This is a genomic window from Streptomyces sp. NPDC048825, assembly GCF_043198355.1.
In the GTDB taxonomy this organism is placed as follows: domain Bacteria; phylum Actinomycetota; class Actinomycetes; order Streptomycetales; family Streptomycetaceae; genus Streptomyces; species Streptomyces xiangluensis.
The window spans coordinates 232,068-258,930 of the sequence record NZ_JBICUR010000008.1 but is presented as its reverse complement, the minus strand read 5'-3'; the positions used below and the strand labels follow the sequence as shown (position 1 = coordinate 258,930).

General features: G+C 69.2%; 22 protein-coding genes and 3 pseudogenes. 15 read left to right on the top strand and 10 right to left on the bottom strand.

Going from position 1 to position 26,863, the window contains the following annotated elements; all coding sequences use genetic code 11:
• Positions 1–20: 20 nt before the first annotated feature.
• Together ACGFNK_RS21460 and ACGFNK_RS21455 are read left to right on the top strand one after the other, a co-directional pair.
• Complete coding sequence (locus ACGFNK_RS21460) at positions 21–1,061, top strand: LacI family DNA-binding transcriptional regulator (protein ID WP_393418080.1); 1,041 nt, start codon at positions 21–23, stop codon at positions 1,059–1,061.
• Between the two features lie 214 nt (positions 1,062–1,275).
• Positions 1,276–1,485, top strand: a pseudogene (locus tag ACGFNK_RS21455) (SDR family oxidoreductase); the annotation flags it as partial.
• Positions 1,486–1,683: 198 nt separating this feature from the next.
• Here the strand turns inward: ACGFNK_RS21455 and ACGFNK_RS21450 are convergent.
• The 6 genes and pseudogenes from ACGFNK_RS21450 to ACGFNK_RS21425 form a co-directional block, all read right to left on the bottom strand.
• A complete protein-coding gene (locus tag ACGFNK_RS21450; RefSeq protein ID WP_393418078.1) occupies positions 1,684–2,547 on the bottom strand; it encodes a helix-turn-helix domain-containing protein in 864 nt (287 codons plus the stop codon).
• A 358-nt stretch (positions 2,548–2,905) separates the two neighbouring features.
• Positions 2,906–4,036: pseudogene (locus ACGFNK_RS21445) on the bottom strand (XdhC family protein); the annotation flags it as partial.
• Between the two features lie 142 nt (positions 4,037–4,178).
• Entirely contained in the window at positions 4,179–6,377 is a 2,199-nt protein-coding gene (locus ACGFNK_RS21440; RefSeq protein WP_393418076.1) for a xanthine dehydrogenase family protein molybdopterin-binding subunit, read from the bottom strand.
• Entirely contained in the window at positions 6,374–7,354 is a 981-nt protein-coding gene (locus ACGFNK_RS21435) for an FAD binding domain-containing protein (protein ID WP_393418074.1), read from the bottom strand. The genes ACGFNK_RS21440 and ACGFNK_RS21435 overlap by 4 nt, the downstream gene beginning before the upstream one ends.
• 12 nt (positions 7,355–7,366) lie before the next feature.
• Positions 7,367–8,017, bottom strand: coding sequence for a (2Fe-2S)-binding protein (locus ACGFNK_RS21430; RefSeq protein ID WP_393418073.1), 651 nt, complete (start codon positions 8,015–8,017; stop codon positions 7,367–7,369).
• Positions 8,018–8,386: 369 nt separating this feature from the next.
• On the bottom strand, positions 8,387–9,253 hold the full coding sequence (locus ACGFNK_RS21425) for a helix-turn-helix domain-containing protein (RefSeq protein WP_393418071.1): 867 nt from the start codon (positions 9,251–9,253) through the stop codon (positions 8,387–8,389).
• A 593-nt stretch (positions 9,254–9,846) separates the two neighbouring features.
• On the opposite strand from ACGFNK_RS21425, the gene ACGFNK_RS21420 reads away from it, so the two are divergent.
• The 3 genes from ACGFNK_RS21420 (at position 9,847) to ACGFNK_RS21410 (ending at position 13,111) form a co-directional block, all read left to right on the top strand.
• Positions 9,847–10,254, top strand: a complete 408-nt coding sequence (locus ACGFNK_RS21420) for a cupin domain-containing protein (protein ID WP_393418069.1) — start codon at positions 9,847–9,849, stop codon at positions 10,252–10,254.
• 69 nt (positions 10,255–10,323) lie between these two features.
• Positions 10,324–11,340, top strand: coding sequence for a zinc-dependent alcohol dehydrogenase family protein (locus tag ACGFNK_RS21415; RefSeq protein WP_393418067.1), 1,017 nt, complete (start codon positions 10,324–10,326; stop codon positions 11,338–11,340).
• A gap of 313 nt (positions 11,341–11,653) precedes the next feature.
• Complete coding sequence (locus tag ACGFNK_RS21410; protein WP_393418065.1) at positions 11,654–13,111, top strand: DUF1996 domain-containing protein; 1,458 nt, start codon at positions 11,654–11,656, stop codon at positions 13,109–13,111.
• A gap of 237 nt (positions 13,112–13,348) precedes the next feature.
• On the opposite strand, the pseudogene ACGFNK_RS21405 reads toward ACGFNK_RS21410, so the two are convergent.
• Positions 13,349–15,062, bottom strand: a pseudogene (locus ACGFNK_RS21405) (GH92 family glycosyl hydrolase); the annotation flags it as partial.
• Between the two features lie 360 nt (positions 15,063–15,422).
• On the opposite strand from ACGFNK_RS21405, the gene ACGFNK_RS21400 reads away from it, so the two are divergent.
• The 3 genes from ACGFNK_RS21400 to ACGFNK_RS21390 are packed head-to-tail and all read left to right on the top strand — an operon-like array spanning position 15,423 to position 17,631.
• On the top strand, positions 15,423–16,493 hold the full coding sequence (locus ACGFNK_RS21400) for a Rieske 2Fe-2S domain-containing protein (protein WP_393418063.1): 1,071 nt from the start codon (positions 15,423–15,425) through the stop codon (positions 16,491–16,493).
• The gene (locus tag ACGFNK_RS21395) at positions 16,490–16,690 is read left to right on the top strand and encodes a hypothetical protein (RefSeq protein ID WP_393418061.1); all 201 of its coding nucleotides are present in this window, start codon (positions 16,490–16,492) and stop codon (positions 16,688–16,690) included. The genes ACGFNK_RS21400 and ACGFNK_RS21395 overlap by 4 nt, the downstream gene beginning before the upstream one ends.
• Complete coding sequence (locus ACGFNK_RS21390) at positions 16,687–17,631, top strand: PDR/VanB family oxidoreductase (protein ID WP_393418059.1); 945 nt, start codon at positions 16,687–16,689, stop codon at positions 17,629–17,631. Before ACGFNK_RS21395 ends, ACGFNK_RS21390 begins: the two co-directional genes overlap by 4 nt.
• On the opposite strand, the gene ACGFNK_RS21385 is transcribed toward ACGFNK_RS21390, so the two are convergent.
• Positions 17,582–18,406: an IclR family transcriptional regulator C-terminal domain-containing protein gene (locus ACGFNK_RS21385; protein WP_393418057.1), complete on the bottom strand. Its 825-nt coding sequence runs from the start codon at positions 18,404–18,406 to the stop codon at positions 17,582–17,584. The two genes, ACGFNK_RS21390 and ACGFNK_RS21385, sit on opposite strands and share 50 nt — an antisense overlap.
• 207 nt (positions 18,407–18,613) lie before the next feature.
• On the opposite strand from ACGFNK_RS21385, the gene ACGFNK_RS21380 reads away from it, so the two are divergent.
• From ACGFNK_RS21380 to ACGFNK_RS21365, 4 genes are read left to right on the top strand one after another with little or no spacing between them, the layout of a single operon-like run.
• On the top strand, positions 18,614–19,582 hold the full coding sequence (locus ACGFNK_RS21380; RefSeq protein WP_393418055.1) for an ABC transporter substrate-binding protein: 969 nt from the start codon (positions 18,614–18,616) through the stop codon (positions 19,580–19,582).
• Complete coding sequence (locus tag ACGFNK_RS21375; protein ID WP_393418053.1) at positions 19,579–20,352, top strand: ABC transporter permease; 774 nt, start codon at positions 19,579–19,581, stop codon at positions 20,350–20,352. The genes ACGFNK_RS21380 and ACGFNK_RS21375 overlap by 4 nt, the downstream gene beginning before the upstream one ends.
• Positions 20,349–21,128: an ABC transporter permease gene (locus ACGFNK_RS21370; protein WP_386341733.1), complete on the top strand. Its 780-nt coding sequence runs from the start codon at positions 20,349–20,351 to the stop codon at positions 21,126–21,128. The genes ACGFNK_RS21375 and ACGFNK_RS21370 overlap by 4 nt, the downstream gene beginning before the upstream one ends.
• 20 nt (positions 21,129–21,148) lie before the next feature.
• Positions 21,149–21,973, top strand: a complete 825-nt coding sequence (locus ACGFNK_RS21365; RefSeq protein ID WP_393418051.1) for an ABC transporter ATP-binding protein — start codon at positions 21,149–21,151, stop codon at positions 21,971–21,973.
• A 186-nt stretch (positions 21,974–22,159) separates the two neighbouring features.
• On the opposite strand, the gene ACGFNK_RS21360 is transcribed toward ACGFNK_RS21365, so the two are convergent.
• A complete protein-coding gene (locus ACGFNK_RS21360) occupies positions 22,160–22,831 on the bottom strand; it encodes a hypothetical protein (RefSeq protein ID WP_393418049.1) in 672 nt (223 codons plus the stop codon).
• 239 nt (positions 22,832–23,070) lie between these two features.
• Here ACGFNK_RS21360 and ACGFNK_RS21355 point away from each other — a divergent pair, with 239 nt between their 5' ends.
• The 3 genes from ACGFNK_RS21355 to ACGFNK_RS21345 are packed head-to-tail and all read left to right on the top strand — an operon-like array spanning position 23,071 to position 25,519.
• The gene (locus ACGFNK_RS21355; RefSeq protein ID WP_393418047.1) at positions 23,071–23,733 is read left to right on the top strand and encodes a helix-turn-helix domain-containing protein; all 663 of its coding nucleotides are present in this window, start codon (positions 23,071–23,073) and stop codon (positions 23,731–23,733) included.
• 32 nt (positions 23,734–23,765) lie between these two features.
• Positions 23,766–24,296 carry a toxin-antitoxin system, toxin component gene (locus ACGFNK_RS21350; protein WP_393418260.1) on the top strand — a complete coding sequence of 177 codons (531 nt, stop codon included), beginning with the start codon at positions 23,766–23,768 and terminating at the stop codon, positions 24,294–24,296.
• An 11-nt stretch (positions 24,297–24,307) separates the two neighbouring features.
• On the top strand, positions 24,308–25,519 hold the full coding sequence (locus ACGFNK_RS21345) for an MAB_1171c family putative transporter (protein ID WP_393418044.1): 1,212 nt from the start codon (positions 24,308–24,310) through the stop codon (positions 25,517–25,519).
• On the opposite strand, the gene ACGFNK_RS21340 is transcribed toward ACGFNK_RS21345, so the two are convergent.
• The gene (locus ACGFNK_RS21340; RefSeq protein ID WP_393418042.1) at positions 25,438–26,835 is read right to left on the bottom strand and encodes an FAD-dependent oxidoreductase; all 1,398 of its coding nucleotides are present in this window, start codon (positions 26,833–26,835) and stop codon (positions 25,438–25,440) included. The two genes, ACGFNK_RS21345 and ACGFNK_RS21340, sit on opposite strands and share 82 nt — an antisense overlap.
• Positions 26,836–26,863 lie beyond the last annotated feature (28 nt).

The following is a 26,863-nucleotide window of genomic DNA, read 5'->3' as shown; positions in this document are numbered from 1 at the left end:
AAACGTAGGAGATACATCCGATGACGTCAACGGTTCGGGCAGGATCAGGCTCGGGAAGGCGGCGCACCCTGGCCGAAATCGCCGAGCAGGCAGGCGTCTCCGTGTCCACCGTCTCCAAGGTCCTGCATGATAGATCGGATGTATCGGCCGAGACTCGGGCGAAGGTGCAACGCCTGCTCGAGCAGCACGGCTATCTGGCGAAACACCGTCCGGCGGCCACCGCGGCCCCGCCCGGGGGACTGATCGACTTCGTCATCAACGAACTGGACAGCCCCTGGGCCGTGGAGCTGATCCGGGGCGCGGAGGACGTGCTGCACGAGGCGAACATGGGGCTGGTGGTCTCGGCCACGCACGGCCGGACCCGACGCGCCCGGCAGTGGCTGGACTCGCTGGCCACCCGCTCCACGCGCGGCGCGATCCTCGTCGTTCCCGAACTGACGCCGGTGCAGCACGAGGAGCTGGGCCGGCTCGGCATCCCGTACGCGCTGGTGGCGCCGATCGACGAGCCCGCGCCCGGGACGCCGTGGGTGGGCGCGACCAACTGGCCCGGCGGCCTCGCCGCCACCCGTCACCTCATCGAACTGGGCCACCACCGGATCGCGATCATCAGCGGCCCGGAACGCCGGCTCACCTCACGGGCCCGCGTCGACGGCTACCGCTCGGCGCTGGCGGAGGCCGGACTCCCCTTCGACCCGGCGCTGGTGCGCTACGGCGACTTCACCCATGGTCTCGCACACCAACACGCCCTGGAACTCCTGGCGTTGCCCGACCGCCCGACGGCGATCTTCGCGGGCAGCGACCATCAGGCCCTGGGCACGTACCGGGCCGCCGCGGAACTCGGCCTGCGTATCCCGGCCGACGTGAGCGTCGTCGGCTTCGACGACCTGCCGTTCGCGGACTGGGTGACCCCCCGGCTGACGACGGTCCGCACCCCGCTGGCCGACATGACCGCGCTCGCGGCCCGGATGGTGCTGCGGCTGCTCGCCGGGGACCAGCCGGAGACGACACGGGTGGAAGTGGCTACGGAACTGGTGGTACGGGAAAGCAGTGCGCCGCCGTGATGGTCTCCGCGCGGCCGCGTTTCGCGTGACCGACCTTGGACGCTCGGTCTGGGGCTGGGGCCAGGCGACCAGTGCCAGTTCTCCGGTCGGTGAGATCCATGGTCGTGGCGCCGTCACGGGCGCGGTCGAGCGCACCCCGAGCCGGCTGACGCGCTCACGCGTAGGGCGAACCCCCGGCCCTCGCGGCGTGGAGTGCTGGGCCGATAAGGGCTAAGTCTGCCCCGGCACGATCGACACGCCCATGGTCGCCGCCATGGAAGCGAAGGGTGAACTCGACCGGTCCGAGGCCGCGGCGGCCCAGCCGATCGGCAGGCTCGGCCGTGCGGACGAGATCGCCGCGGCTGTGCTCTGGCTCTGCAATGCGGGAGCGAGCTTCGTCGTCGGCGCTGCCGTTCCCGTCGACGGCGGCTATGTCGCCCAGTGACGTTCTGGGCTCATGATCGCCATGAGGCGGCTGCGTCGGTGCCGCCCTCTGGGCTCCCGCATCCTCACTTGCAATGACGTCGAAGAACCTCGCCTCGGCTCGGCACGTTCACGTGCGGGCGACTTCGCGGGTGGCGTCATGGCTCCGCAGTAGCGCCGCCGGGGGCCGGTCGTCGCCCGTACGTACGCGACGCCGTCGTCAGCTCGCCGCGCCGGGGGCGAGCGAGTGCCCGTCAGCCACCCAGGCCGCGAGGAGGCGCAGCCGGTCGCGCGTGGGCGTGCCGGGTGCGGCGGTCCAGATGGTCAGATGCTGATCGGGGTCGGTGCTGCAGGTGAGGGTGTCCCATTCGACGGTGAGTTCGCCGACGACCGGGTGGTTCAGCGTTTTGGCACCGATCCGTCGGGCTGCCACGTGGTGCTCGGCCCACCACCGCCGGAAGTCCGCGTCCCGCTCCGACAACTCTTCGACCAGTGCGACGAGCGTCGGGGAGTCGGGGTCGCGAGCCACCTCCATACGCAGTTGGGCAACAGCGAGCAGGGCCGCGGCCTCCCAGTCGGCGTAGAGCCCCCTCATACGGTCGGAGAAGATCATCTTCGCGTAGTTGCGGTCCTTCTCCGGGATCCGTCCGAAGTCCCCGACCAGGGCGGCACCCATCTCGTTCCACGCCAGGACGTCCATCTGACGCCCGAGGACCATGGCCGGGATGGAGGCGAGGTCGTCGAGCAGTCGCTGCAGCTGCGGGTTGACGACCTGAACCTCGGGTCGGCGCAGGCGGCCGGTCTCCTTGCCCGCCAGCTCGAAGACGTACTCCCGCTGGTCGCCATCGAGCTTCAGTACCCGGGCGATGGCCGCCAGCACAGGCTCCGACACGTCGATGCGTCCCTGTTCCAGCCGGGTGTAGTAGTCCGTACTGATCGCGGCCAGCAAGGCCACTTCCTCCCGGCGCAGGCCGGGTACTCGACGCGGCGCTCCCGAGTCGGGCAGGCCCACGGATCGGGGGGTCAGCTCGGCACGCCGGGTTTTCAGGAAGTCGCCCAGCTCACGGGCTGCGCTGCCAGTCATGTCAGCCATCCTCGCAGGGGTGGGGCCCCGTGGCCGGGGCGGAGTCTTGAAACCACGGACCTTCCCCTTGCGCACTTGCGGAGGGGAAGGTCCGCAGGTCAGGCGGGTGGTACGGCGGTCACGGCTCCGCGAGGGCGCGGGTCCGGGTTTCGGGGACGCCGTCTGCGGCTCCGTCCGTCCGGTCCCCAGCGAGCGCTCCGGCTGCCGTGGCCGGTACGTGGCCAAGCTCGGCGACCGTCGCCTCGACCACCGCACGGGTCGCGTCGCCTGCCTGGGGCGAGTCGTTGATCGCCCGAGGGCCCGTGCCGTGTCCCACACCGGTGCGTGCTGCGGACTCTTCGCGTTCGGGCCGGCCATTGGCTGGGCTGGGCGGGGCGGGCGTCGGACGGTGGATCGGGCCTGTTCCACGGGAAAGGGGCAGGCCGCTGCCGAGGTTGGCGGAGGCAATGATCTCCGCCACGATGGAGACGGCCGTCTCCTCAGACGTGTGAGCTCCGAGGTCGAGGCCGATCGGGGAGTGCAAGCGGGCGATGTGCTCGTCGGACATGCCCGCGTCGCGCAGGAGGCGAAGACGCTGATCGTGGGTGCGCCGCGATCCCATGGCCCCGACGTAACCGACGGGCAGATCGAGGGCCAACCGCAGCAGGGGAATGTCGAACTTGGCGTCGTGGGTGAGGACGCATACGGCGGTGCGGGCGTCCACGGCCGTGTGCTCCAGGTAGCGGTGGGGCCAGTCGACGACGACCTCGTCCGCGTCCGGGAAGCGAGCAACGGTGGCGAAGACGGGACGGGCGTCGCACACGGTGATCCGGTAGCCCAGGAAGGCCCCGGCCCGGCTGAGCGCGGCGGCGAAGTCGACGGCGCCGAAGATCAGCATGCGGGGGCGTGACGCGGCCACGTGGACGAGGACGGACAGCCGGTCCGGGCAGGTGTCGGCGTCTGCGCCCAGCTCGACGCGGGCGGTACGTCCCGACCGGAGCAGGGCGCCTGCCTGCGCGGTCACCGCGCGGTCCGTCGGTCCTCCGTCCAGGGTTCCGTAGGAGGCGGTGCCGTCGGCAAGGAGGCAGAGCATGCGGCCCACCAGGTCGTGAGGGCCGTCGACCACCTGCGCCACGGCGGTGGGCCTGCCCTGGACGATGTCGTCCAGGACGGTGGCGAGATGGGGGTCCGTGGCGGGATCGACGCGCCGGACGAGGACGTCGAGTTCGCCGCCACAGGTCAGGCCGACGGCGAAGGCGTCGTCGTCGGCGTACCCGAACCAGGCGCGCTGAGGGGCGCCGCGGTCGCGCAGCACCTGCCGGCACAGCTCGTACACCGCGCCCTCGACGCAGCCGCCGGAGATGCTGCCGACCGCGTTGCCGTCCTCGTCCACCGCGACCGACGTACCGACAGGCAGGGGTGCGCTGCCGGTGACGTCGACGACGGTGGCGAGGGCGAAGGGGCGTTCCTCGCGGCACCAGCGGTGCAGTGTGTCCGCGATGTTCAGCATGAGTCTTTCTCCGTCGTTCGCCGTGGGGGCGTGGGGCGGGTCGCCGCCGCGCCGTAGGGGAGTGCAGGGGCGGCGGCGACCCTGGTAGGTCCGGCAGCCGGACGGGCGACCGGCTGCCGGACAGGCCGGCGGTGTGCTGGTGTCAGAGCAACGCCTCGGCGGTGATGGGCAGTTCACGGACCCGTCGGCCGATGGCGTTGAAGACCGCGTTGGCGATCGCGGCCGCCACACCCACCTGGACGACCTCGCCGAGCCCCTTGACGCCGAGCGCGTTGCCGTCGTTGTCCTCGCCGTCCAGGTAGATCGCCCTGACCTCGGGGACGTCGGCGTTGACCGGGACGAGGTAGTCGGCGAGGTTGGCGTTCACGATCCGGCCGTCGCGGTGGTCGGTGACCGTGTGCTCCAGCAGGGCCGCGCCGATACCCCCCACGATGCCGCCGATCGCCTGGCTGTCCGCCAGCTTGGGACTGATGATGCGCCCGGCGTCGTACACGCCGAGCATCCGCCGCACCCGCACCAGCCCGAGGGTCGCATCCACGGCCACCTCGGCGAAGGCCGCGCCGTAGGCGTGGTAGGAGCGCCGCGCGGGAGTCGGCGGCCCGGCGTAGGAGCCACGTGCTTCCAGGTGGGAGCGGTCGTTGCGGGCCAGCAGGCTCCGGTAGGTCTCACCGCGCGCCGGGTTGCCCTGCACGTGCAGCCGGCCGCCGCGCACCACCACATCGCCGGCGTCCACCCCGTACAGCGGTGACTCGCGGTCCTCCACGGCCAGCTTGACCGCCTGCTGCCGCACCTGGTCGCAGGCGTCGACGACGGCGGTGCCGACGCTCGCCATGGTCGCCGAGCCGCCGTGCGGGCCGGTCTGCGGATACAGCGAGTCGCCGAGCCGGAAGGTCACCGTGCGCATGGTCAGCCCGAGCGCGTCCGCGGCCACCTGGGTCTGCGAGGTGTACGTGCCCGGCCCCATGTCACTGGTCGCCGACTCGACCACAGCGGTGCCGTCGGCATCGAGGCGGGCCCGGGCCTCCGCGGGAAAACGCCCGGGGTCGTACACGCCGGCGGCCATGCCCAGGCCGATCAGCCAGTCGCCCTCGCGCCGCGAACGCGGCCGGGACGAGCGACGGTGCCAGCCGAACTCACGTGCGCCGACGGTGTAGCACTCGCGCAGCCGACGGGTGGAGAACGGCAGGTTGTTCGACTCGTCCTCGTCCGGTTCGTTGCGCCGGCGCAGCTCGATCGGGTCGACGCCGAGTTCGTGCGCGAGCTCGTCCATGGCCGACTCGATCGCGAACGACGCCGAGGCGAAGCCGGGGCCGCGCATCCAGATCGGGGTGTTCACATCCAGCGGCACCGTCCGGTACGCCTGGCTGACGTTGGGCATGCTGTAGGTCATCTGCCCCGCGCCCATGATGGCCTCGGTGAACGTCTCGTACGAGGAGGTCTCGGCATCGATGCCGTGGATAGCCGCACCCAGCCGGCCGCGCCGGTCGCTGCCGAGGCGCAGACGGTACTCGTACAACGGCCGGTAGCCGGCGCCGAAGTACATCTGCCGACGGCTGAGCACCAGCTTGACCGGGCGGCCCGTCTCCCGCGCGGCCAGGGCCGCGACGGTGGTGTGCGGCCAGCAGCGCAGTCCGCTGCCGAAACCGCCGCCGACGAACGGGTTGATGACCCGCACCGCATCCGCGGGCAGGTCGAACACGGCGGCGAGCTCGTCGTGCGTGCCCATCACCCACTGCGTCTTGTCCCACACGGTCAGCTTGTTGCCGTCCCAGCGGGCGATGGTGGCGTGCGGCTCCATCGGGTTGTGATGATTGCGCGCCAACCGGTATGTCAGGTCCAGACGCACGGGTGCGGAGCGCAGACCCGCTTCCGCGTCACCACGCGCATAGTTCGTCGGCTCGCCCGGCTCGGCCTCGGCGAGGTCGGTCGAGGACTGCTGGGCGTCGTACTCGACCTTGACCAGGCTCGCGCCGTGCTGCGCGGCCTCCAGGGTGGTGGCCACCACGACCGCAACGGGTTGGCCGTGGAAGAGGACCCGGTCGTCCTGGAAGACCCGCAGCCGCCGGCCTCCCGGAGGATTGTTGGACCCGGGGTTGTCGCGGTACGGCAGCTTCGGGGCGTTGCGGTGACTGATCACCCGCAGCACACCCGGGTGCTTCTCGGCGGCGCCCGTGTCGATGGAGGTGATACGGCCGCGCCCGATGCTCGCGTCGACGATCACGGCGTGCACAGTCCCGTCCACGTCGTGCTCGGCGGCGTACAACGCCTTACCGGTGACCTTCAGCCGGCCGTCCACCCGCGACAGCGGCGCACCCACGGCTGCCTGTGGCTGGGGGCTCACTTCGTACCTCCTACGATGCGCAGCTGGCGTTCGACGGTCCGCTTGAGCAACTCGACCTTGAAGCGGTTGTGCTGCAGTGGGAGGGCTCCTTCGGCTGCCCGCTCGGCAGCCGCCGCCCACAACGACTCCGAAGGCCGCTCATCCACGAGATGCCGCTCGACCGCGGGCAGCTTCCAGGACACGGTGCCCACACCGCCGGCGGCCACCTTCGCCTCCCGGATCACTCCGCCCCGCACGTGCAGCGCGACCGCCGCCGACGTCAGCGCGAACTCGTACGACTGCCGGTCGCGCACCTTCAGATAGCCCGACTTCAGCGGACGCGGAAGAGCCGGGATCTCCACGGCCGTAATCAACTCGCCCTGCCTCAAGGCCTGTTCACGCTGAGGGGTGCTCCCCGGTCGCAGCAGGAAGTCGGCGAAGGGGAGCCGGCGCTCGCCGTCCGGGCCCAGCAGATGCACCCACGCCTCCAACGCCGCGAACACCACGGCGACATCGGAAGGGTGGGTGGCCACACAGGCGTCCGACGTACCGAGGATCGCGTGCGTACGGTTGAAGCCCTCCAGCGCGGCGCAACCCGAGCCGGGTTCGCGCTTGTTGCAGTCGGCGGTCACGTCACGGAAGTACGTGCACCGGGTGCGCTGCATGATGTTGCCGCCGATGGTCGCCATGTTCCGCAGCTGGGCCGAAGCGCTCAGCTCCAGCGCCTCGGAGATGACGGGATACAGGCCGCGCACCTTGGGATGGGCGGCGGCCTCGGCCATGCTCACCAGTGCGCCGATGCGCAAGCCCCCGCGCTCGGTGACGCTGACCTCGCGCAGCGGCAGGGCGCTGATGTCCACCAGCGTCTCTGGGCGCTCGACGGTCTCGCGCATCAGGTCGACCAGGGTGGTGCCCCCGGCGATGTAGCGGCCACCGCGTCGGCCCGCATCGACGGCCTCACGGGTGTCGGAGACGTTCCTGTAGGAGAAGGGATACATGGCGGCCGATCCTCACTTCCGGCCCGCGGTCTGCTCGACCGCGCGCACGATCTTCACGTAACAGCCGCAGCGGCAGATGTTGCCGCTCATCCACTCCCGGATCTCCTCCGGAGAACCGGTGTGGCCCTCCTTGATGCAGCCCACACCCGAGACGATCTGGCCGGGCGTGCAATAGCCGCACTGGAAGGCATCCTGCTCGATGAACGCCTGCTGCAGCGGGTGCAGTTCCTCGCCGTCGGCCAGGCCCTCGATCGTGGTGACCTCAGTACCCTCCAACCGGGCCGCCAGGGTCAGACAGGAGTTGACGCGCCGGCCGTCGACCAGCACGGTGCACGCGCCGCAGGCGCCGGCGTTGCAGCCCTTCTTGGAGCCGGTGAGACCGAAGTGCTCCCGAAGCAGGTCGAGGAGCGAGGTGCGGTTGTCGACCGTGACGGTGCGCCGAGAGCCGTTCACCGTCAGCGAGACGCGGCTGGAGGGGGCGGCCTGGGCGGCTTCCGCATCCTCCTCGATCAGAGGCGAGCCGGCGATGAGGCCACCCGCGACCACGGCACCACCGACGGCAGTGGTCGTGGCGATGAAAGTGCGTCGGGTCGGCGCTGTCGGGGACTCGGTGGAGTCGGTGGGGGGCGGAACGTCTGGATCGGTGAACTCAGTGGAGGACATACATACGCTTTCGGACTCGGCGGGCGGGGACTCCTGACCTGCGCATCGGCAGGAACAGGGCGAATCCCGTGACGTCATCACCACCGGGCGCTGAGAAATTCGCACGTGCTGCGAGGCCCGCGGTTGGTCACGCCGGGCAGTCTTGCATCGCCGGCATCACTTGTGGGAGGGAGAGTTTTCTCCCTGGATGTTCTTCTCCCAGGGGGTATTTCGGCTCCGTTTCCCGACAGATGAAAACCGCTGAACGCAAGCACGACAGCAGGAGGTCGCGATCAGCGGACGGGAAAGATGCAGGATTCATGAAGTTCGCGGCTGCTGACGCATGCGCCGGGTTGTCGAATCCCGGTCTGACAGAAACGGTGAGACATGTCAGGGAGCGTCGGATGCACGTGCGGCCGGCTGAGCCGTCCAGGCCGAGAGCAAACGCAGGCTGTCGTGCGATGCCGTACCGGGTTCGGCGGTACAGATCACCAGTTGCTGCTCGGCGTCGGTGGTGCAGGTGAAGCTGTCCCAGTCGACGGTGATCTCCCCGACGAGCGGATGCCGTAGGGTCTTTGTTCCCACGCTCAGCGCCGTGGCGTGCTCGGCACTCCACCATCGCCGGAAGTGGGCGTCAGCCACGGACAGTTCACCCACCAGTTCGGCCAACTGCGCGTCTCCAGAGCACTTGGCACCCTCCATCCGCAACTGCGTGACGCAGGCATAGGCAACACGCTCCCACTCCGGGTACAGCGTCCTCACGGCGGGCTCAGTGAAGAGGAGCCGGATGAAATTCCGCTCCTTCCCAGGCACTTGGGAGAAGTCGGTGAACAGGGCGGCGGCCAACGGGTTCCAGGCGAGGATGTCCATGTACCGCCCCAGCACCAGCGCCGGGGTGAACGGGATGTCGTCCAGGAACCGTTGCACCTGAGGCTGAACCTTCTGCACCGGCCGCCGACAGACCTTGACCTCCACCTTGCCGGCCAGCTCGAACAGGCGATCCCGTTGTTCGTCGTTGAGGTGCAGGACGCGGACGAGCCTCGCGAGTACGGCCGCCGACGGCCCTGCGCGCCCCTGCTCCAGGCGGGTGTAGTGAAGACTGCTGAGCCCGGCCAGCCGGGCGACCTCGTCCCGCCGCAGGCCGGGCACTCTCCGTGGCGCCCCGGTCTCCGGCAACCCGACCGTGCGCGGACTCAACTCCGCTCGCCGGGCTTTGAGAAATTCACCCAGCTCCCTCAAATTTACGCTGCTGTCCATGCAAGTAAGTGTCACATGAAATCTTCACATTGTGAGGGGGATGAATTTATCCCAGGATAGCTTTCCGCCCCGGTAATTCACACCGCCTCGTTGACTGTCAGCCGAGTCGATGACTTGCTGAAGTGGTGGTCAGCTGGCGACAGCTCACGGACGAGAGCAGCCTACTGCGGATGGCGCCGTTGACGCGGCGGGAAGGGGGGAGGGTTTTCTCCCTGGATGATGTGCTCCCAGGATGAAACTCTCCCCTTTGCGGGCACGCGCGATGATGGCAAGGTCACTGGTACGACCGGAGACCAGCTCCGACCACCGGAAAATGGTTTCTTTTCCGGACCGCATCGAAATGATGTCATCGAAATTCCGAGTGCTGCGCGGAGGAGGCGAGAAAAGACGTGAGAGCGGACGTCGCGTTCATCCTCGCTCGAAGAACGCCTGGGCCCTGCGCAGCGTGGACCGGACAGCTCAGTACCACTCGTTCGCCAGGATCGACCACCTCGCACCACGCCGCAGATCCCGAGCCGTACACGTGGCGGCCTGAATCCGCACAGCTGCCGCCGCACTGACGCGTCGACACTCTCCACGTAGAAAGAAACACGATGGAACTGCTGAAGCAGCCTCCGACCATGAAACTGCCGGCCGACTGGTTCACCGGCGATGCCTGGGCCGACGTCATCTGCCGCGGCGAGGACCCGTCACGTATCCGGGCGAACATCGTCCGCTTCGCGCCCGGTGCCCGCACCGCATGGCACTCGCACGGCCTCGGACAAATCCTCTACATCGTGGAGGGCATCGCGCTGATCCAGTCCCGAGGCGGCGAGGTCCTGGAGGCCCAGCCGGGTGACGTCGTCCACACGCCCCCGGGCGAGGAGCACTGGCACGGCGCCGGCCCGGACCGCTTCATGGTCCACCTCGCACTGTGGGAGACCGACGACGTCTCATGGCTCGAGCACGTCACCGACGCCGAATACAACGGCCCGCGTGTCAGCAGCCGCACCCAACTCTGACCCCCTGTCCACCGCGGCTCACGGAGAACCTCCGGCAGCCGCCCCCTGGAAACCCACCGAGAAGGCATCATGCGCGCAACCATCATTCACGCCCCTGGCGACATCCGTGTCGAGGACGTCCCCGCGCCAGAGATCATCAACCCGACCGACACGATCATCCGTACCGCCGTCACCTGCGTGTGCGGCTCGGACCTGTGGCCCTACCGCGGCATCGAGCCCGTCGACGAACCCCACCCGATGGGACATGAGTACGTCGGCGTCGTCGAGGAGGTCGGCAGCGAGGTCACGTCCGTCAAGCCTGGACAGTTCGTGGTCGGCTCCTTCGCCACCTCGGACAACACCTGCCCGAACTGCCAGGCGGGCTACCAGTCCAACTGCGTTCGCCGCGAGTTCATGAGCACCTGTCAGGCCGACTACGTCCGTATCCCCAACGCGCACGGCACACTCGTCGCCACCCCCGATCTGCCCGCCGACGAGTTCGTGCCCAGCCTGCTCGCCGTGTCCGACGTGATGGGCACGGGCTGGTACGCCGCCGTCGCCGCGGAGGTCAAGCCCGGCTCCACCGCCGTCGTCGTCGGAGACGGCGCGGTCGGCCTGTGCGGCATCATCGCCGCCAAGGAACTCGGGGCCGACCGCATCATCGCGATGAGCCGGCACGAGCCCCGGCAGAAGCTGGCCCTCGAATTCGGCGCCACCGACATCATCTCCGAGCGCGGCGAAGAAGGCATCGCCCGCATGAAGGAGCTGACGAACGGTGTCGGCGCCGACTCCGCACTGGAGTGCGTCGGCACCCCCGAGGCCATGCAGCAGGCCCTGCGCTCCACCCGGCCCGGCGGCAACGTCGGCTTCGTCGGCGTCCCCCACGACGTGGCGATCGACGGCCAGGAACTGTTCTTCTCCCACGTCGGCCTGCGCGGCGGCCCGGCCCCGGTACGCAACTACCTGCCCGACCTCATCCAGCGGGTCCTCGACGGCCGCATCAACCCCGGCAAGGTCTTCGACCTCACCCTGCCCCTGGAGCAGGTCGCCGAGGGCTACCAGGCGATGGACGAGCGCCGCGCCATCAAGGCCCTCCTGACGCCATGACCCACCGCCAGGCCGCCCCGACATGAACATCCGGCTCACCATCACGGCACCCCGGCGACGTTGGGCGACCTGCTTACCCGTCCTCAACGACCCCGAGACCACCCCGAACTTCCGGCCACGGGCGCGGCGAAGCAGCCAGTGAAGTGGTCACGACAATCATTGGCCCTATTGGGCACTCATGCACTGTTTGCGGATGGAGGAACCTACGAACTTGAGAATTCACTGAGCATTCGGCGCGCACATTCGTATCTGAGGACGCGCTCCACCCATGCCGGAAGTCCTGCCGGCTCCGGAGATGTCCTTGAGAGGCCCGATGAGACGCAACACGCGAAGAAGATCGAAGACTGCCCGCCGGGCGGTAGGCGCGGCGGCCGCACTGGCCGTAGGGGCCGGCGGACTGGTGGCGGTCAACCTCTACGCCTCGGCCGGCGAAACCAGCGCGTCGAAGGGCTCTGCCCAGAACCAGGCGCTCGCGGCCGGCACCTCCACCCTTGACTGCCCCGACGTCGGCCAGCAGTTGACATCAGTGCCCGCCAAGGCGAAGGCCCAGGTCGACAAGGAACTGGCACTCCTCGACAAGCAGATATCCGAGGCATACCAGCGCCTTTCCACCTCCCAGAAGGCGATTCAGCAGGACCCCAACTTCGCCCAGAACGCGATCGTGGGTCCGCTGAAGGACAAGCGGAAGGCGACGATCGACCGGATCGCCATCGCCATCGGCCGTGTGGCAGCCAAGCCGCAGGGCCTTGATGCTTTGGCGGCCTGCACGCTGCGCGCCCCCGCCAACCAGCCCACCCCCGGTCAGGGCGGCAACAACAACCAAGGTGGCAACAACACCAACGCCGGAGGGACCGGCAACGGCCCCGTCGCCGCCGACTTCGTGGACATCACCAAGGTGAAGTCCAATGTGCGCACGCCGGCCAAGTCGGCGAAGGCTTCAAAGGGTGTCTTCGTCAGCAAGTGTGGAGTGAACGCCAACAAGCTGTACAACAGTGACAACGTCATCGTCGCGCCCGGTGTCACCAACGGCGCACACCACGTGCACGACTACGTCGGCAACCAGGACAACGACGCCTTCTCGAGCGACCAGGACTTCGCCAAGGCCGGAACCAGCTGCCAGAACAAGGGCGACAAGTCGTCCTACTACTGGCCGGTGCTGCGCCTGCAGGACGACACAAAGGAGTTCGACGCCGACAAGCAGGGCGGCGGCGCCGAAGGCAACACAGGCCGGATTCTGACGGCCAAGAAGGCCACCTTGGACTTCGTGGGCAGCCCCCGCGGCAAGGTGGTGGCGATGCCCAAGTTCCTGCGCATCATCACCGGTGACGCCAAGGCGTTCGTCAACGGCACGGCCAACGCCAACGCCTCCTGGAGCTGCACCGGTTTCGAGAACAAGGTTCAGTTGAAGGACAAGTACCCCCTCTGCCCGTCAGGCAGCGACGTGGTGCGCACCTTCAAGTTCCAGAGCTGCTGGGACGGCAGGAACATCGACAGCGCCAACCACCGTACGCACGTGGCCTTCGCTGACGCGGGCGGCAACTGCCCGACCGGCTTCAAGGCCATTCCCCAGTTGGTGCAGCGTCTGGTGTACGACGTGGACGCGCCCAGCGTGAAGGACAACGGCAAGACCCGTCCGTTCTTCTCGTTGGACAGCTTCCCCGAACAGCAGCACAAGCCGGTCACCGACCACGGTGACTTCATCAACGTCTTCGACGCGAAGCTGATGAACAAGGCGGTCCAGTGCATCAACACCGGACGTAAGTGCAGCTGAGTCCCAGTACCGAGCGGTGGGCGTCGTGCTGACGACGCCCACCGCCATGAACGGAATGCTGGTGGGAGGGATCCCCACCAGCCGCGGCGGGTGCGTCAGTGCAAAGGCTCTGTCCCGCAATCGGGACTCGACTCCGACCTGCTGGATCAGGCCTGCAGCGTGGCCGGCCAAGGCGGGGCCCGGCCTCTTGAAGTCCCGCCCCTCCGCAAGGGGCGGGACTTCAAGAGGCGTCCGGTGTCACTTCAGTGCAGGTGGCGCCGCCTGTGCGGTCGCACCCCACTCCGAAGGCCGCGGGCCCACAGTGAAGGCGAGGGAGCGGAGGGAGCGCAGCGCGTCGGTCGTCAGGTAGGTCTGGTCGTAGGCGGTCCCGTCCGTGCGAGCCGACTGGATGTAGCGGTCGTCCTCCGAGGTGCCGGGTGCCGTCACCGTCAGGCCGCCGCGCGGGTAGTAGGCGGCGGTCGAGCGTGAGATCGACCCGCTCGAAGACGGGCGTGGACAGGCCCCACGTGTCGTAGCCGGGCTGCACCGGGAAGATCCCGATCGACGACAGCACGTTCCAGGCGGACATCGTCCCCAGGTCGTCGTTGCCGGTCATGCCGGTCGGCGTGTCCGTGAAGAGGGTCAGCGCGGCGTGCACCACGTCGGTCGTCTTCCACGGCTGGCCCGTCGACAGGTAGGTGTACGGGGCGATGAGGTCGGGCTCGTTCTGCGGGTTGTACTTGTCGGCGTTGTAGTAGTCGTACGGTCCGTTGACCCACACCTCGCGGGCCGTCTTCGCCGGGTCCTTCAGCAGCTGCTCGTAGGCGAAGAAGGAGTCCAGGCGGTCGTTCGCGGTCTGTGTGCCGCCGATCAGGTCGATCATGCCTGGCAGGTCCTGCGGCACGAGCCACTGGTACTGCCAGGCCGTGCCCTCGTGGAAGCCCTCGCTCTGCGCCGGGTCAGCCGGTCCCGCGAAGGCCCCGGAGGCGTCACGGGCCCGGAAGAAGCCGGTCGAGGCGTCGAAGATGTTCCGGTAGCTCTGGGATCGGGCGGCGTACCGCTCCGCGTCCGCACGGTGTCCGAGATCCCGCGCCATCTGGGCGAGCATCGCGTCGGACAGGGCGTATTCCAGGGTCGCCGAAGCCCCGTGGTCGTAGTCCGAGTCGCCCGGCTTCACATGCGGGCGGCCCTTGATGTACGGCGCGAAGCCGTTTGCGAGGTACTCCTTGTTGGCCTCCCGGCCCACCGCCGGCGAGTCGGCGGGCGGCACCTCGTCGGCGTTCTTCTTCAGGGCGCGGTATGCCTGCTCCTCGTACCCCTGGAGCAGCCCCTGCTGATAGGCGTTGGTCAGGAACGGTGTGACCGGATCCCCGGTCATGATGTTCGTCTCGACCGTGCCGTAGCCCCACTTGGGCAGCCAGCCGCTCTCCTCGTCGATCTTGATCACGGAGATCGCCATGTCGCGGGCCTCGCGCGGCGCAAGCAGCGTGAGGAGCTGCGACTGGGTGCGGTAGGTGTCCCACAGGGACCAGTTCTGGTAGTAGGTGAAGCCCTTCGCGCGGTGGATCCTCTGGTCCCAGCCGGTGTAGCGGCCGTCGGCGTCGCTGCCGATGTTGGGTGCGAGGAACGACCGGTACAGGGACGAGTAGAAAGTGCGGCGCAGGCTGTCGCTGCCGCCCTGGACGCGGACGTTGTCGAGCCGGGACTCCCACGCCCGGTTGGCTGCGCTACGGACGGCGTCGAACGAACGGCCGCCTTCGGCGCGGAGGTTGACCGCGGCGCCGCGCGCGTCGACGTAGGAGAGGGCGGTGGTCGCCTCGACGGTGCGGTCCTTGGACGTGTCGAAGCGGAGGTAGGCGCCGTCGCGTCCGGTCTTCGAGCCCGCCGTGACGGCGCTGCCGTCCCAGGTGCCGTGCGCCGTGAACGGCCGGTCGAAGCGGGTGATCGTGTACACGGTGTACGGCTTGGGGTCGAGCGCCTTCCCCCCGGCACAGTGCCCGCGTCAGGCGCGGGCCATCGCGATGGAACCGGCGAGGCGCTCCCCCGCCTCGTAGATCATGTACGCCACGCCGCCGTCGGTACCGAACGTCGGGGAGGCTGATAGGCCGTTGCCGGGGGCCGCGTTCCGGGAGTTGGCGGGGCGCCTCGGTCTACAGCCGCCGTGGTCGACCTGGCGTAAGCAAGACTCATGACAAGGCCCTGAGCAGCCTTTTCGTAGAGACGCTTCCGCCTGGCAGAAGCCGCCTTGCGCGGCAACCACAGCCCTCAGGACCCTGAGTCCAACCACGGCACGCGGGGCGACGGTGCCCCGCCGACAGGGACGGGACCGCCCATGCCTCATATGACCGCTTTTGCCAGGAACCAGTGGTACGTCGCCGCCTACTCCCAGGAGGTCGGGCGCGAGTTGCTCGGCCGGACGATCCTCGGTGAACCGCTCGTCTTCTACCGCACGGAGGAGGACGGGACGCCCGTCGTCCTGCACGACCGGTGTGTGCACCGCCGCTACCCGTTGTCCGAGGCCCCGACCCGGCTCGACGGCGACAAGATCGTGTGCGGCTACCACGGCTTCACGTACGACACCACCGGCACCTGTGTGTACGTGCCCGGGCAGAAGCGGGTGCCGCGCACCGCGCGCGTCGCCTCGTACCCCGTCGTCGAGCAGGACTCGCTGATCTGGGTGTGGATCGGCGATCCGGCCCTCGCCGACCCGCAGGTCATCCCTCGGGCGAAGCACCTCGACTCCCCCGGCTGGACCACCGTCCGCGGCATGGAGCCGATCGACGCCGACTACGGGCTCCTCGTCGACAACCTCCTCGACCTCTCCCACGAGACCTATCTGCACGGCGGATACATCGGCACCCCTGAGGTCGCCGAGACGCCGATCACCACCGAGGTCGACGAGGGTGCGGGCATCGTGCGGGTGAGCCGGCACATGGACGACGCCGAATGCCCGCCGTTCTACGCCAAGTCGACCGGCATCACCGGCCGGATCAACCGCTGGCAGGACATCGAGTACCACGCGCCGTGTCTCTACCTTCTGCACAGCCGGGTCGCCCCGGTCGGCGTGCTGCCCGAGGCGGACGGCAGTGACCCGGGCGGCTTCCACACCGAGATCACGTACTGCATCACGCCGTCCGGCGACGGCAAGGTGTACGACTTCTGGGCGGTCTCGCGCGACTGGGCGATCGACAACGACGAGGTCACCGAGTTCCTGGCGGGCAACAACCGTACGGTCGTCATGCAGGACGTGACCGCGCTCAACCTGCTGCAGAAGACCCTCGGTACCGAGCGCCACGGCTACCAGGAGCTGAGCATCAACATCGACACCGGCGGTCTGGCCGCCCGCCGTATCCTCGCCCGTCTGGTCGAGGAGGGCGACAAGCCCATGGAGAAGGTTCAGTGAGCAGTCCCACCGGCGAGATCTACCGCATCGACTGGCTCCCGGGCACCGACACCCTGCACGGCACCTGCCACTGCGGCGCCGAGCAGACCGCCCAGGACCCGATCGCGATGTGGGAGTGGATGCTCGGCCACCCCGAAGGCCACGCCCCTCAGGGCAAGGCCTCCCAAGGCAACGCCTCGCAAGGAAACGGCTCATGAACGCGTACGAAGCCGAACTCGTCGTCGACCGCCGGGACTTGGCGGCCGACGGCGTACTCGCCCTCGACCTCCGTCACCCGCTGGGCGAGGAGCTCCCCGCCTGGGAGCCGGGAGCGCACATCGATGTGCTGCTCGGCCCGGACCTGGAGCGGCAGTACTCGCTGTGCGGCGACCCGGCCGACCGGCACGTGTGGCGGATCGCGGTACTCCAGGAGCCCGACGGGCGCGGCGGATCCGCCTATGTGCACGGGCAGTTGGAGGCGGGCGACAAGGTCCGTGTGCGCGGCCCGCGCAACCATTTCGCCCTGGCGGCCGCCCCCCGCTACCGCTTCATCGCGGGCGGCATCGGCATCACCCCGATCCTGCCGATGCTGGCCGCGGCCGAGGCAGCGGGGGCCGAGTGGACGCTGCTGTACGGCGGGCGCACCCGCAACTCCATGGCGTTCACCGAGGAGTTGGCGCGGTACGGCGACAAGGTACGGATCGCTCCGCAGGACGAGACGGGGCTGCTGGACCTCGACACGGCTCTCGCCGACCCGGACGGGGACACGCTCGTCTACTGCTGTGGACCCGGCCCGCTGCTGGACGCGGTCGAGGAGCGGTGCGCGGTGTGGCCCAAGGGGGCGCTGCATGTCGAGCGCTTCGAGCCGAAGGCCCAGGAGACGGGCGAGAACACCGAGTTCGAGGTCGTGCTCGAGCGGTCCGGCCACACCCTGACCGTTCCCGCGGACGTCTCCGTGCTCGACACCGTACGAGCCGCCGGCGTCGAGGTGCTCTACTCCTGCACCGAAGGCACCTGCGGCACGTGCGAGACCGACGTCCTCGAGGGCACCCCCGACCACCGTGACTCCGTCCTCACCGACGAGGAGCGGGAAGCCGGGGAGACCATGCTCATCTGTGTGTCCCGGTGTCGCGGGAAGCGCCTCGTGCTGGACCTGTGAGACCGGTGACCCGCAGGTCGGCCTCGATCCGGGCGACCGTGGCCAGCAGAGGGGGCAGCAGATCACGGCGTACGGACTCGACCGAGTTGCGGGCGGCGTGCACGGGAACGTTGACTGCCGCCACCACCTCGCCGTCCCGGTCACGCACCGGGACGGCGACCGAGCGCAGCCCCTCCTCCAGTTCCTGGTCCACGATCGCGTACCCCTGACGGCGTATCCGGCGCAGTTCGGCGCTCAGGGCTCCCGCCGAGGCGATCGTGCGGGAGGTCAGGGGGCGCAGATCGGCGCGGGCCAGCCGGGCGTCGATCTCCTCGTCCGGCAGATGCGCGAGGATCACCCGGCCCACCGACGTGACGTGTGCCGGGAAGCGGGTGCCGACGGTGATCGTCGCGGTCATGATGCGACGCGTGGGTACGCGCGCCACGTACACGATGTCGTCGCCGTCGAGGACGCACAGGGACGACGACTCCCGTATCTGCGCGACGAGTTGCTCCAGATGGGGCTCGGCGATCTCGGGCAGGGTGAAACTGGACAGGTACGAGTAGCCGAGTTCCAGGACGCGCGGGGTGAGCCGGAACAGCCGCCCGTCCGTGTGTACGTATCCCAGGTCGACGAGGGTGAGCAGGAAGCGGCGGGCGGCGGCACGGGTCAGTTCGCAGGAGCGTGCCACGTCGCTCAGTGTCAGTTCCGGATGGTCGGCGTCGAAGGCGCGGATGACCGCGAGGCCCCGCTCGAAGGACTGCACGAAGTGCGGTGCGCGGGCTTCAGCGGGCATTGTCGCCTCCACGAGGACGCACGGGGTGCGCTCTGTACGCACGAGGGTGCGCTCTGCGCACGCTAGGAGCACGCTTCGGCAACTGTCAACGACTTGCGCGTCATGGGCATTGACCATCCTTAGGACGGCGTTCTACGTTCCCGCTGAGCACTACTGTGCGGTCTGCGCACAGCCCGCCCTCCAGGCACTGTCCCATTAGGGGGAGTCATGCGTCGTCTGCTCATCGGCCTGACGGTCTCGGCGGTGTTCGTCACCGCGTCGGCCTGTGGTTCGTCCAACTCCACAGAATCGGCCGGGGACAAAGCGGCCGACGGCACCACCACCGTCAAGGTCGGGATCATTCCCATCCTGGACGTCGCCCCCGTCTATCTGGGCCAGAAGAAGGGCTTCTACTCCAAGCGCGGTCTCAAGCTGGAGCTGACGCCCGCCCAGGGTGGGGCCGCGATCGTGCCCGGTGTCCTCAACAACCAGTTCCAGTTCGGTTTCAGCAACACGACGTCCCTGCTGGTCGCCCAGTCCAAGAAGGTGCCCGTCAAGGTCGTGGCGAACGGTGTCGCCTCCACCGCCGAGGAAGGTGCCGACTTCATGGGCACCACGGTGAAGAAGGGCAGCCCGATCAAGTCCCCCAAGCAGTTGGAGGGCAAGAAGGTCGCGGTCAACTCGCTCAACAACATCTGTGACACCTCGATCAAGGAGTCGGTCCGCAAGGACGACGGCGACCCGTCCAAGCTCCAGTTCGTCGAGATGCCCTTCGACCAGATGGCCGCCGCGCTCGAGAACGACCAGGTCGACGCCGCCTGCACACCGGAGCCCGCACTCTCCACCGTCAAGGCCGCAGGAGGCACGTCCATCGCGTCGAGCTTCTACGACGTGGATCCGAACCTCACCGTGGCCATGTACTTCACCTCCCAGCAGTACGCCCAGAAGAACCCGGAGCTGGTGAAGAAGTTCCAGGAGGCGACCGCCGAGTCCCTGAAGTACGCCGACAGCCACCCGGACGAGGTCCGCGAGATCGTCGCCACGTACACGAAGATCCCCCAGACCCTGCTGGAGAAGCTGACCCTCCCCCACTGGCCGGCCGAGCCGAACCGCGCCTCCATCGAGCGGTTGGCCGAACTGGCCAAGGAGGACGGTCAGTTGAAGGAGACCCCGGACCTGGACGCGCTGCTGCCGTGAAAGCCGAGAACGCCCTGCTGGGCACAGCCGGGCTCGCGGGCTTCCTCATACTGTGCGAGGCGGTCCCGCGGCTCGGCATCGTCTCCGATGACTACTTCCCCCCGGTCACCCGCATCGCCGACGCGCTGGTCACCGAGCTCGGCGACCAGGCCTTCTGGACCGCGCTCGGTGACACGCTGACCGGCTGGGCGCTGGGGCTTGCGATCGCGGTGACCGCGGGAATCCTCGCGGGCGTACTGATCGCGGTCACGCCGCACCTGCGCGAGGCGACCGCCTCCACGATCGAGTTCCTGCGCCCCATCCCGTCGGTCGCACTGATCCCGCTCGCGGTGCTGCTCTACGGCACGGAGCTGCAGTCGGTGCTCCTGCTGGTGGTGTACGCCTCGTTCTGGCAGGTGCTGATCCAGACGCTGTACGGCGTCCAGGACGTCGACCCGGTCGCCGACGAGACGGCTCGCTCGTACGGCCTCGGCACCTGGGCACGGGTCCGCCATGTCCTTTGGCCCTCGGCCCTGCCGTACGTCATGACGGGTGTCCGGCTGGCCGCGGCAGTCGCCCTGATCCTGGCGGTGACCGCCGAACTCGTCATCGGTGCCCCGGGGTTGGGCCGGCGCATCGCTGTCGCCCAGAGCTCGCAGGCGGTGCCGGAGATGTACGCGCTGGTGGTGGTCACCGGCATGCTCGGGCTGCTGATCAACGTGGGCGCGCGCACGGTGGAGCGCCGCGCGCTGGCCTGGCACCAGTCGGTGCGCGGGGAGGTGGCGGTGTGAAAAACCTGGCCCTGCGGGCGTTCTTCGTGCTCGCGCTGCCCCTGCTGCTGTTGATCGCCTGGTGGTTCGCCTCCGCCGGCAGCACCGACGTGTACTGGCCGTCGCTGCGCACCATCCTCACCACGTTCCCGGACGTGTGGACGGGTGAGCAGCTGCGCGCCGACGTCCTGCCCAGTTTGCTGCGCCTGCTGGCCGGTTACGCGGCGGCGGCCGTCGTGGGGGTCGTACTGGGTACGGTCATCGGCTCGTACCGCCGCGTACGGGCCGTGTGCGAACCGGTCCTGGAGTTCCTGCGGGCGGTGCCGCCGCCCGTGCTCGTGCCGGTCATCATTCTGTTCGCGGGCATCGGCGACACGATGAAGATCGCGGTGATCGCGAGCGGCTGTGTCTGGCCGATCCTGCTCAACACGGTCGAGGGCGTGCGGGCGGTGGACTCGGTCATGTCGGAGACAGCCCGGTCGTACGGCATCACGGGCACCGCACGCCTGCGCCACGTGGTCCTGCGGTCGGCGAGCCCGCAGATCTTCGCCGGACTGCGGCAGGCCCTGTCCATCGGCATCATCCTGATGGTGATCAGCGAGATGTCCGTGTCCAGCAACGGACTCGGCTTCACCGTCGTCCAGTTCCAGCGCAACTTCGCCATCCCCGAAATGTGGACCGGCATCCTGCTGCTCGGCCTCCTCGGTTTCATCCTCTCCGTCCTCTTCCGACTGGTCGAGCGACGGGCGCTCGGCTGGTACCACGGTCTGCGCGACACCTCCCGGCGGTCGTCGTGACGCTTGCGAAAGGGCAGTCCATGCTGGACGTACGAGGCCTCAAGAAGGTCTACGAGGGTTCCGGTCGCCGCGTGGAAGCGGTACGCGACCTCACGTTCACCGTCGACGCGGGCGAACTCGTCTGCCTCGTCGGGCCGTCGGGCTGCGGCAAGACGACGCTGCTGAAGTGCATGGGCGGACTGCTGACGCCCACGTCGGGCGAGGTCGTGCTGGACGGGCGCCCGGTGAGCGGGCCGCCGCCAGGGATGGCGTTCGTCTTCCAGGAGTACGGGCGCAGCCTCTTCCCCTGGATGCGAGTGCGGGACAACGTCGAACTCCCTCTGAAGCAGAAGAAGTTGACCCCCTCCAGGCGGCGAGAGCTGGTCGCCGACGCCCTGGAGTCGGTCGGCCTCGCCGACGCCGCGGGCGCCTACCCGTGGCAGCTGTCGGGCGGTATGCAGCAACGGGTGGCGATCGCCCGCGCGCTGGCGTACGAGCCGGATGTGCTGCTCATGGACGAGCCGTTCGCGGCGGTGGACGCCCAGACGCGTGCCGATCTGGAGGATCTGGTGCGCGGGCTCTGGCAGCAGCGGGGCATCACCATCCTCTTCGTGACGCACGACATCGACGAGGCGGTGTATCTCGGCGAGCGGGTGCTGATCCTCTCCGCCTCCCCGACCGTCGTCCAGGAGCAGCTGAAGGTCGACCTGCCCGCCGAGCGCGACCAGTTGCACACCCGGGTGGCCCCGCGCTTCGCCGAGCTGCGGACGCATGTGTACGAGCAGATCCAGGCGGCCAAGCGCGGCAGGGCGCGGGACCTGGAGGACGCGAAGGACGTGAAGGCGGACACGCCACCAACTCACTGATACCTGAGCGGCCTTGGTGAATTCCGGTGCGCTACGGCGCCCCGTAAGGGCGCGGGGCTGTATCAACTTGCGGCTCGACCAGCGCCCGGTAAGGGGCGCGGGGCTGTATCAATGTGCGGCTCCGCCACGTGGGCGCGACCAACCACAACGAACCCGCAGCTTCGAACCGCGCATCCAGCGGAGCGCTTACGCCTCGGCGGCCGGGACCACGCTGAGGTGACTCGTCGCGCGCCGCACCCGCGCCGTCGTGCGTGCCGCGCCCGTCGAGCGGCGAGCGTCGCGCAGGACCAGCGTCATGCGCGTATAGCCCATGTCCTTGAGGGTCTTGGGGGTCTCACCGACGATCCGGCAGTCGGTACGGCCCCACCGCGGGTCCGGGTGCCACAACGGCCGTACAGCGCCGTCGTGTTCGAGGGCGTCGGGACCGACCGAGCGGATCCAGTGCGGCAGTCCGTGCCGGTACGCGGCGTCCATGATCGGGTCCTCGGCGATCTCCCGGAGAATGGACCGCAGCACCGGGTCCTGCCCGTGCCGCTCGATCGCGGCGGCGAAGTGGGCCAGCATCGGCAGGCACCAGCTCGACTCGTGCTCGGCCAGGACCGTGCCCGCGTCCGGATGGAACAGGACGAACCGGAGGAAGTTGTCCCCCGGCATGGCCGTGGGATGCGGGCCGACACCGCGGAAAAGTGTCTCGAACGCGTCGTTGGTGAGGACGACGTCCCAGCGGTGGTCGAAGACGACGGACGGAAAGGGAACGGCCTCGAGGAATGCGGTGTAATCCTGCAAATACGCCTGGGCCCTGAGACTCTCGGGGGCGGGTCGCGGCCGCGACCGCTGCCCTCCTGCCTGGTACTCCATCGGGAGGTCACCCCTCTTGCCTCTGCGGCCTTACACGCGGCGTCGCGATCCTGCTATCCCCGACTCCGTGGCGTCAACTATCGTGGCATTTGCCGCCCGTTGACGAACGAATCGCGCCACAGTTGTGGCGAGAGGTGGATGCGAGTTCGAGGCAGGGGCTAACCTCCGGGCAGTTCATCGTGGACTGCGCGTCTACTGCGCAGCTCACGGCCGGTCGAGAGAACGTGGGAGATCTGTCGGTGACGGATGGCTTCGAGGTTCCGGGCGCCACGGCGACGGGTCCGCTGCCGGCCGTCGTGGCGCGTGTCGCCGCCCTCTCCGACCGGCTCGGTGTGCCGCACGGCCAGGTGTTCGACGTCCGGCGGCTGTCCGTCGCGTCCGGTGTGCCGGAGGTCGTCGTCCAGTCGCTGCTGAGCGGCCGGCCCGCCGGTGAGCCGGATCTGCAGACCCGCTTCCTGCAACGCCTCGACCTGCTGCGCCGTACACGTCTGAAGCCGAACGGCCGCCGGTACACCCAGCAGGAGATCGCCGACGGCGCGGGTATGTCGCGCCAGCAGGCGGGAGCCCTGATCAACGGGGACCGGCGCCCCACGATGGAGCACTGCGACGCCATTCAGCGCTTCTTCAGAGTGCACGCCGGGTTCCTGACGGCCGAGGACCCCGAGGCGCTGGCCGGCGCCCTCCAGCGCACCGAGCAGGAGCTGCTCCAGCAGCTCGCCGACCGTGAGAGAGCCGCGGCGGCGGCCTCGCGCTCGGACGGCCCCTTCGACCAGCTGCTCCAGGACCACGGCGTGCGGGGCATCGCCTGGCGCGCCGCACAGCTGCCGACGGATCAGCACCGGGACAAGGTCGCGGAATGGCTGGACATGCTCCTGGAGAGCGTCAAGCGGCCCGAGTCGTGACCCGGGGGAGAACAGTGGGCATCGGAAAGGACATGCGCCGCCTGTGCGGCGAGCTGGTCAGCGAGATCTCGCTCCCGGCACCGGCGGAGCCCGCCGACCTCTACGCCGCGCTGTGCGGCGCCATGAGCAGACGCCGCGGCCGTCCGGTGCAGTTCCGTATGGCCGCCTTCCCACCCGGCACCGCCAGTGGGCTCTGGCTCGACATGGCGGACCAGGACCTCGTGGTCATCGAGGAACGCACCGCGCCCGACCACCAGTTGGTGATCCTCGGCCATGAGCTGTGGCACATGAAGGCCGGACACTGCGCCCACCACGTGGAGGGCGCGGCCGTCGCCGCCCGTCTGCTGTCCGACGACGCCGATCTGGAGGCGACGGTCCTGAAGGTGGCCGCCCGGACCCGGTTCGACCTCGCGGACGAGCAGGACGCGGAGGGCTTCGGGCTGCTGCTGGCCAGCAAGTGCCGTGCGTGGCTTGCCGGTTCGGCGCAGCGCTGGCCCGTGTCACGGGACGGGGTCGCGGGCCGGATCGGGGCGTCCCTCGGGTACCGCGGGCCGCGGGGCTGAGCCGCCACGCCATGGATGACTCCGGCTACTACATACCGGCTCTCGCGATGGCGATCGCGCTCGCCATCAAGACACCCGCGTTACTGCGCTCCTGGCACGATCCGCTGCAGCGTTCCGTGTGCACGCTGATCGCCCTGTCGGGCCTGGTGTTCTTCTTCGCCGCCCCGCCGACGATCGCCGAGGTCAACCGCCTCACCGGCATCTCGAACGTCTCGGCGCCGCTCGTCTACGGCCTGCTGAGCGCCCTCAGCGCCGCCTGTCTGGTAGTGATCATCAACTGGCGCGGCGGTCCGCCCGAGGCGACCCGGCGGGCCACCCGCCGCTGGATCACCGGGTACGGCATGGTGATCGTGGCGCTGGTCGTGCTCTTCGTCCTCGGGGACGCGCCGGTGGAACGGCTGCGGGACCTCGACACGTACTACGCCAACACGCCGTTCATCCGCGAGATGATCGTGCTCTACCTCGTGTCGCTCACCGTCGCGGGCGTCGCGATGGACGTCATGTGCTGGCGCTGGGCGCTTCAGGTACGCGGCTGGCTGCGGGCCGGGCTGCTGGTCATCGCGCTCGGCTTCCTGTGCAACATCCCCTACTCCGTCACCAAGTTCATTGCGGTGATCGCCCGGTGGAACGGCCAGGACCTGGACGACCTGAGCACCTATGTGGCGCCCGCGATGGCCTCCGCCGGAATGCAGCTCAACGCGCTCGGCTTCTGCCTTCCACCGGCCGGCCAGCGCATCGGGGACCTCTGGAGCATCTGGTCCACCTATCGCCGACTCGGGCCGCTGTGGCACGAGTTGCGGCCCCTTGCGCCGCCCAAGGACCGTGCCGTACGGATCTCGTGGTGGTCGCCCGCCGAACTCCAAGTGACCCAGCGGGAGTCCGACATCCATGACGGCATGCTCGCCCTGTACCCGTACTTCGACGCGGAGATCCGGGCGGGCGCCTACGAAGCTGCCGTGGCCGCGGGCTCCGATCCCGTCCAGGCGCGGGCGGAGGCCGACGCGGCGATGGTGACGGCGGCGGTACGAGCGAGGGCCGCCGACCCGGAGGGCAGGGTCATCAGCTCGGCGACAGCGGACGACGCGCCACCCGCGTCCGCCGAAGCACCCCGCGATCTGGTGCGGATGTCCCTGGCCCTGCGTCAGTCCCCCGTCGTCGCGACCGCCGCTTCCTTCTCGGTCAGCGGAGGTCCGCTCAACCGGGGCTTCTTCCGGCCGAGATAGACCAGGGCGAGCATGTCGGGCCGGAACAGCCGGGTCGGGTCCTTTTCCATGCTCATCACGTCCAGCAGGATCTGCATGGCGCGGGGATTGCGCGAGCCGGCGTCGGCGGCTTTGTCGACGAAGGCGGCGAGGGTCTTCTCCAGCCGGGTGGGCGGCTGCTCGCTGGCGCCCGGCCGGAACACGTCCTGACCCACGGCCAGGCTCCACGCGTTGTCGACGGGCCGGGCCGCGGCCTTCTGGATGCGCCGTGCCGCGCCGGGTGCGGTGAGTTCCTGCTCGCGCAGGACACCGCGCAGAGCGAGGACGCTCTGGGCTGACGCGGTCATTCCGTGCCCGTAGACGGGGTTGTAGCCGGCGACGGCGTCACCGAGGACGGCGAAACCTTCGGGCCAGCGGGCCGCCTTCTCGTAGTAGCGGCGCTTGTTGGCTGTGCTACGGGTGGTGACGACGTCGGTCTCGGGTTCGGCCCTGGTGAGGAGTTCGCCGATGATGGGGTGGGCCAGCTTCAGGGCGAAGGGCAGGAACTCGTCGTTGCTGCTGGTGGGTTGTCCGCCGCGGCTGCCGGACAGGGTCACCAGCCATCGGCCGCCTTCGACCGGAACGATGACGCCGCCCCGCCCCGGGTCGGCTTGGGACTCGGCCTGGACGTTGACGACCGGGTAGTCGACGGCGCCGTTCGGCGGCCGGTAGATCCGGCTGGCGTAGCCGATTCCGGCGTCGACCGTGCGCTCCTGGACAGGTGGCAGGCCCAGGTCCCCCAGCCAGTGGGGAGCGCGGCTGGCGCGCCCGCTCGCGTCGATGACCAGGTCGGCGGGCAGGGTGCGCTCCGAGTCCGACTCGCGTATGCGCACTCCTGTCACACGGTCCGCGCTGCCTTCCAGGCCCAGCAGTTGGGTCTGTTGCAGCAGGGTGATCCGCCGGTCCGGCAGCACGTCGGCGCGGATCACGGCATCGAGCAGATCACGGGTGCCCACGAGGAGGCTGTGCCGGGCATGGGTGAACCGCCGGAACCACTGACCCGACGGAGCCCGGGACACCAGGTCGGTCGTGACGCGGGCTCTGCGGGCGCCGCGGTCGACGAGTCGGCCGCTGACGCCCGGCAGGATCTCCTCGAGTGCCTTGACGCCGCCGGACCAGAACAGATGAGCGTGGCGGGCCTGCGGCAGTCCCTTGCGTGGCTGGGGCCCGTCCGGCAGCAGGTCGCGTTCGACGATGGTGACGTCGGCGTGCTCCGCGAGTACGGCGGCGGCGAGCATGCCCGTCATTCCCCCTCCGACCACAACTGCGGTGCGACGAGGGGCAGTTCTGTCAGACAAGTCGGACACTCCTTCTGTGGCTCCCGAT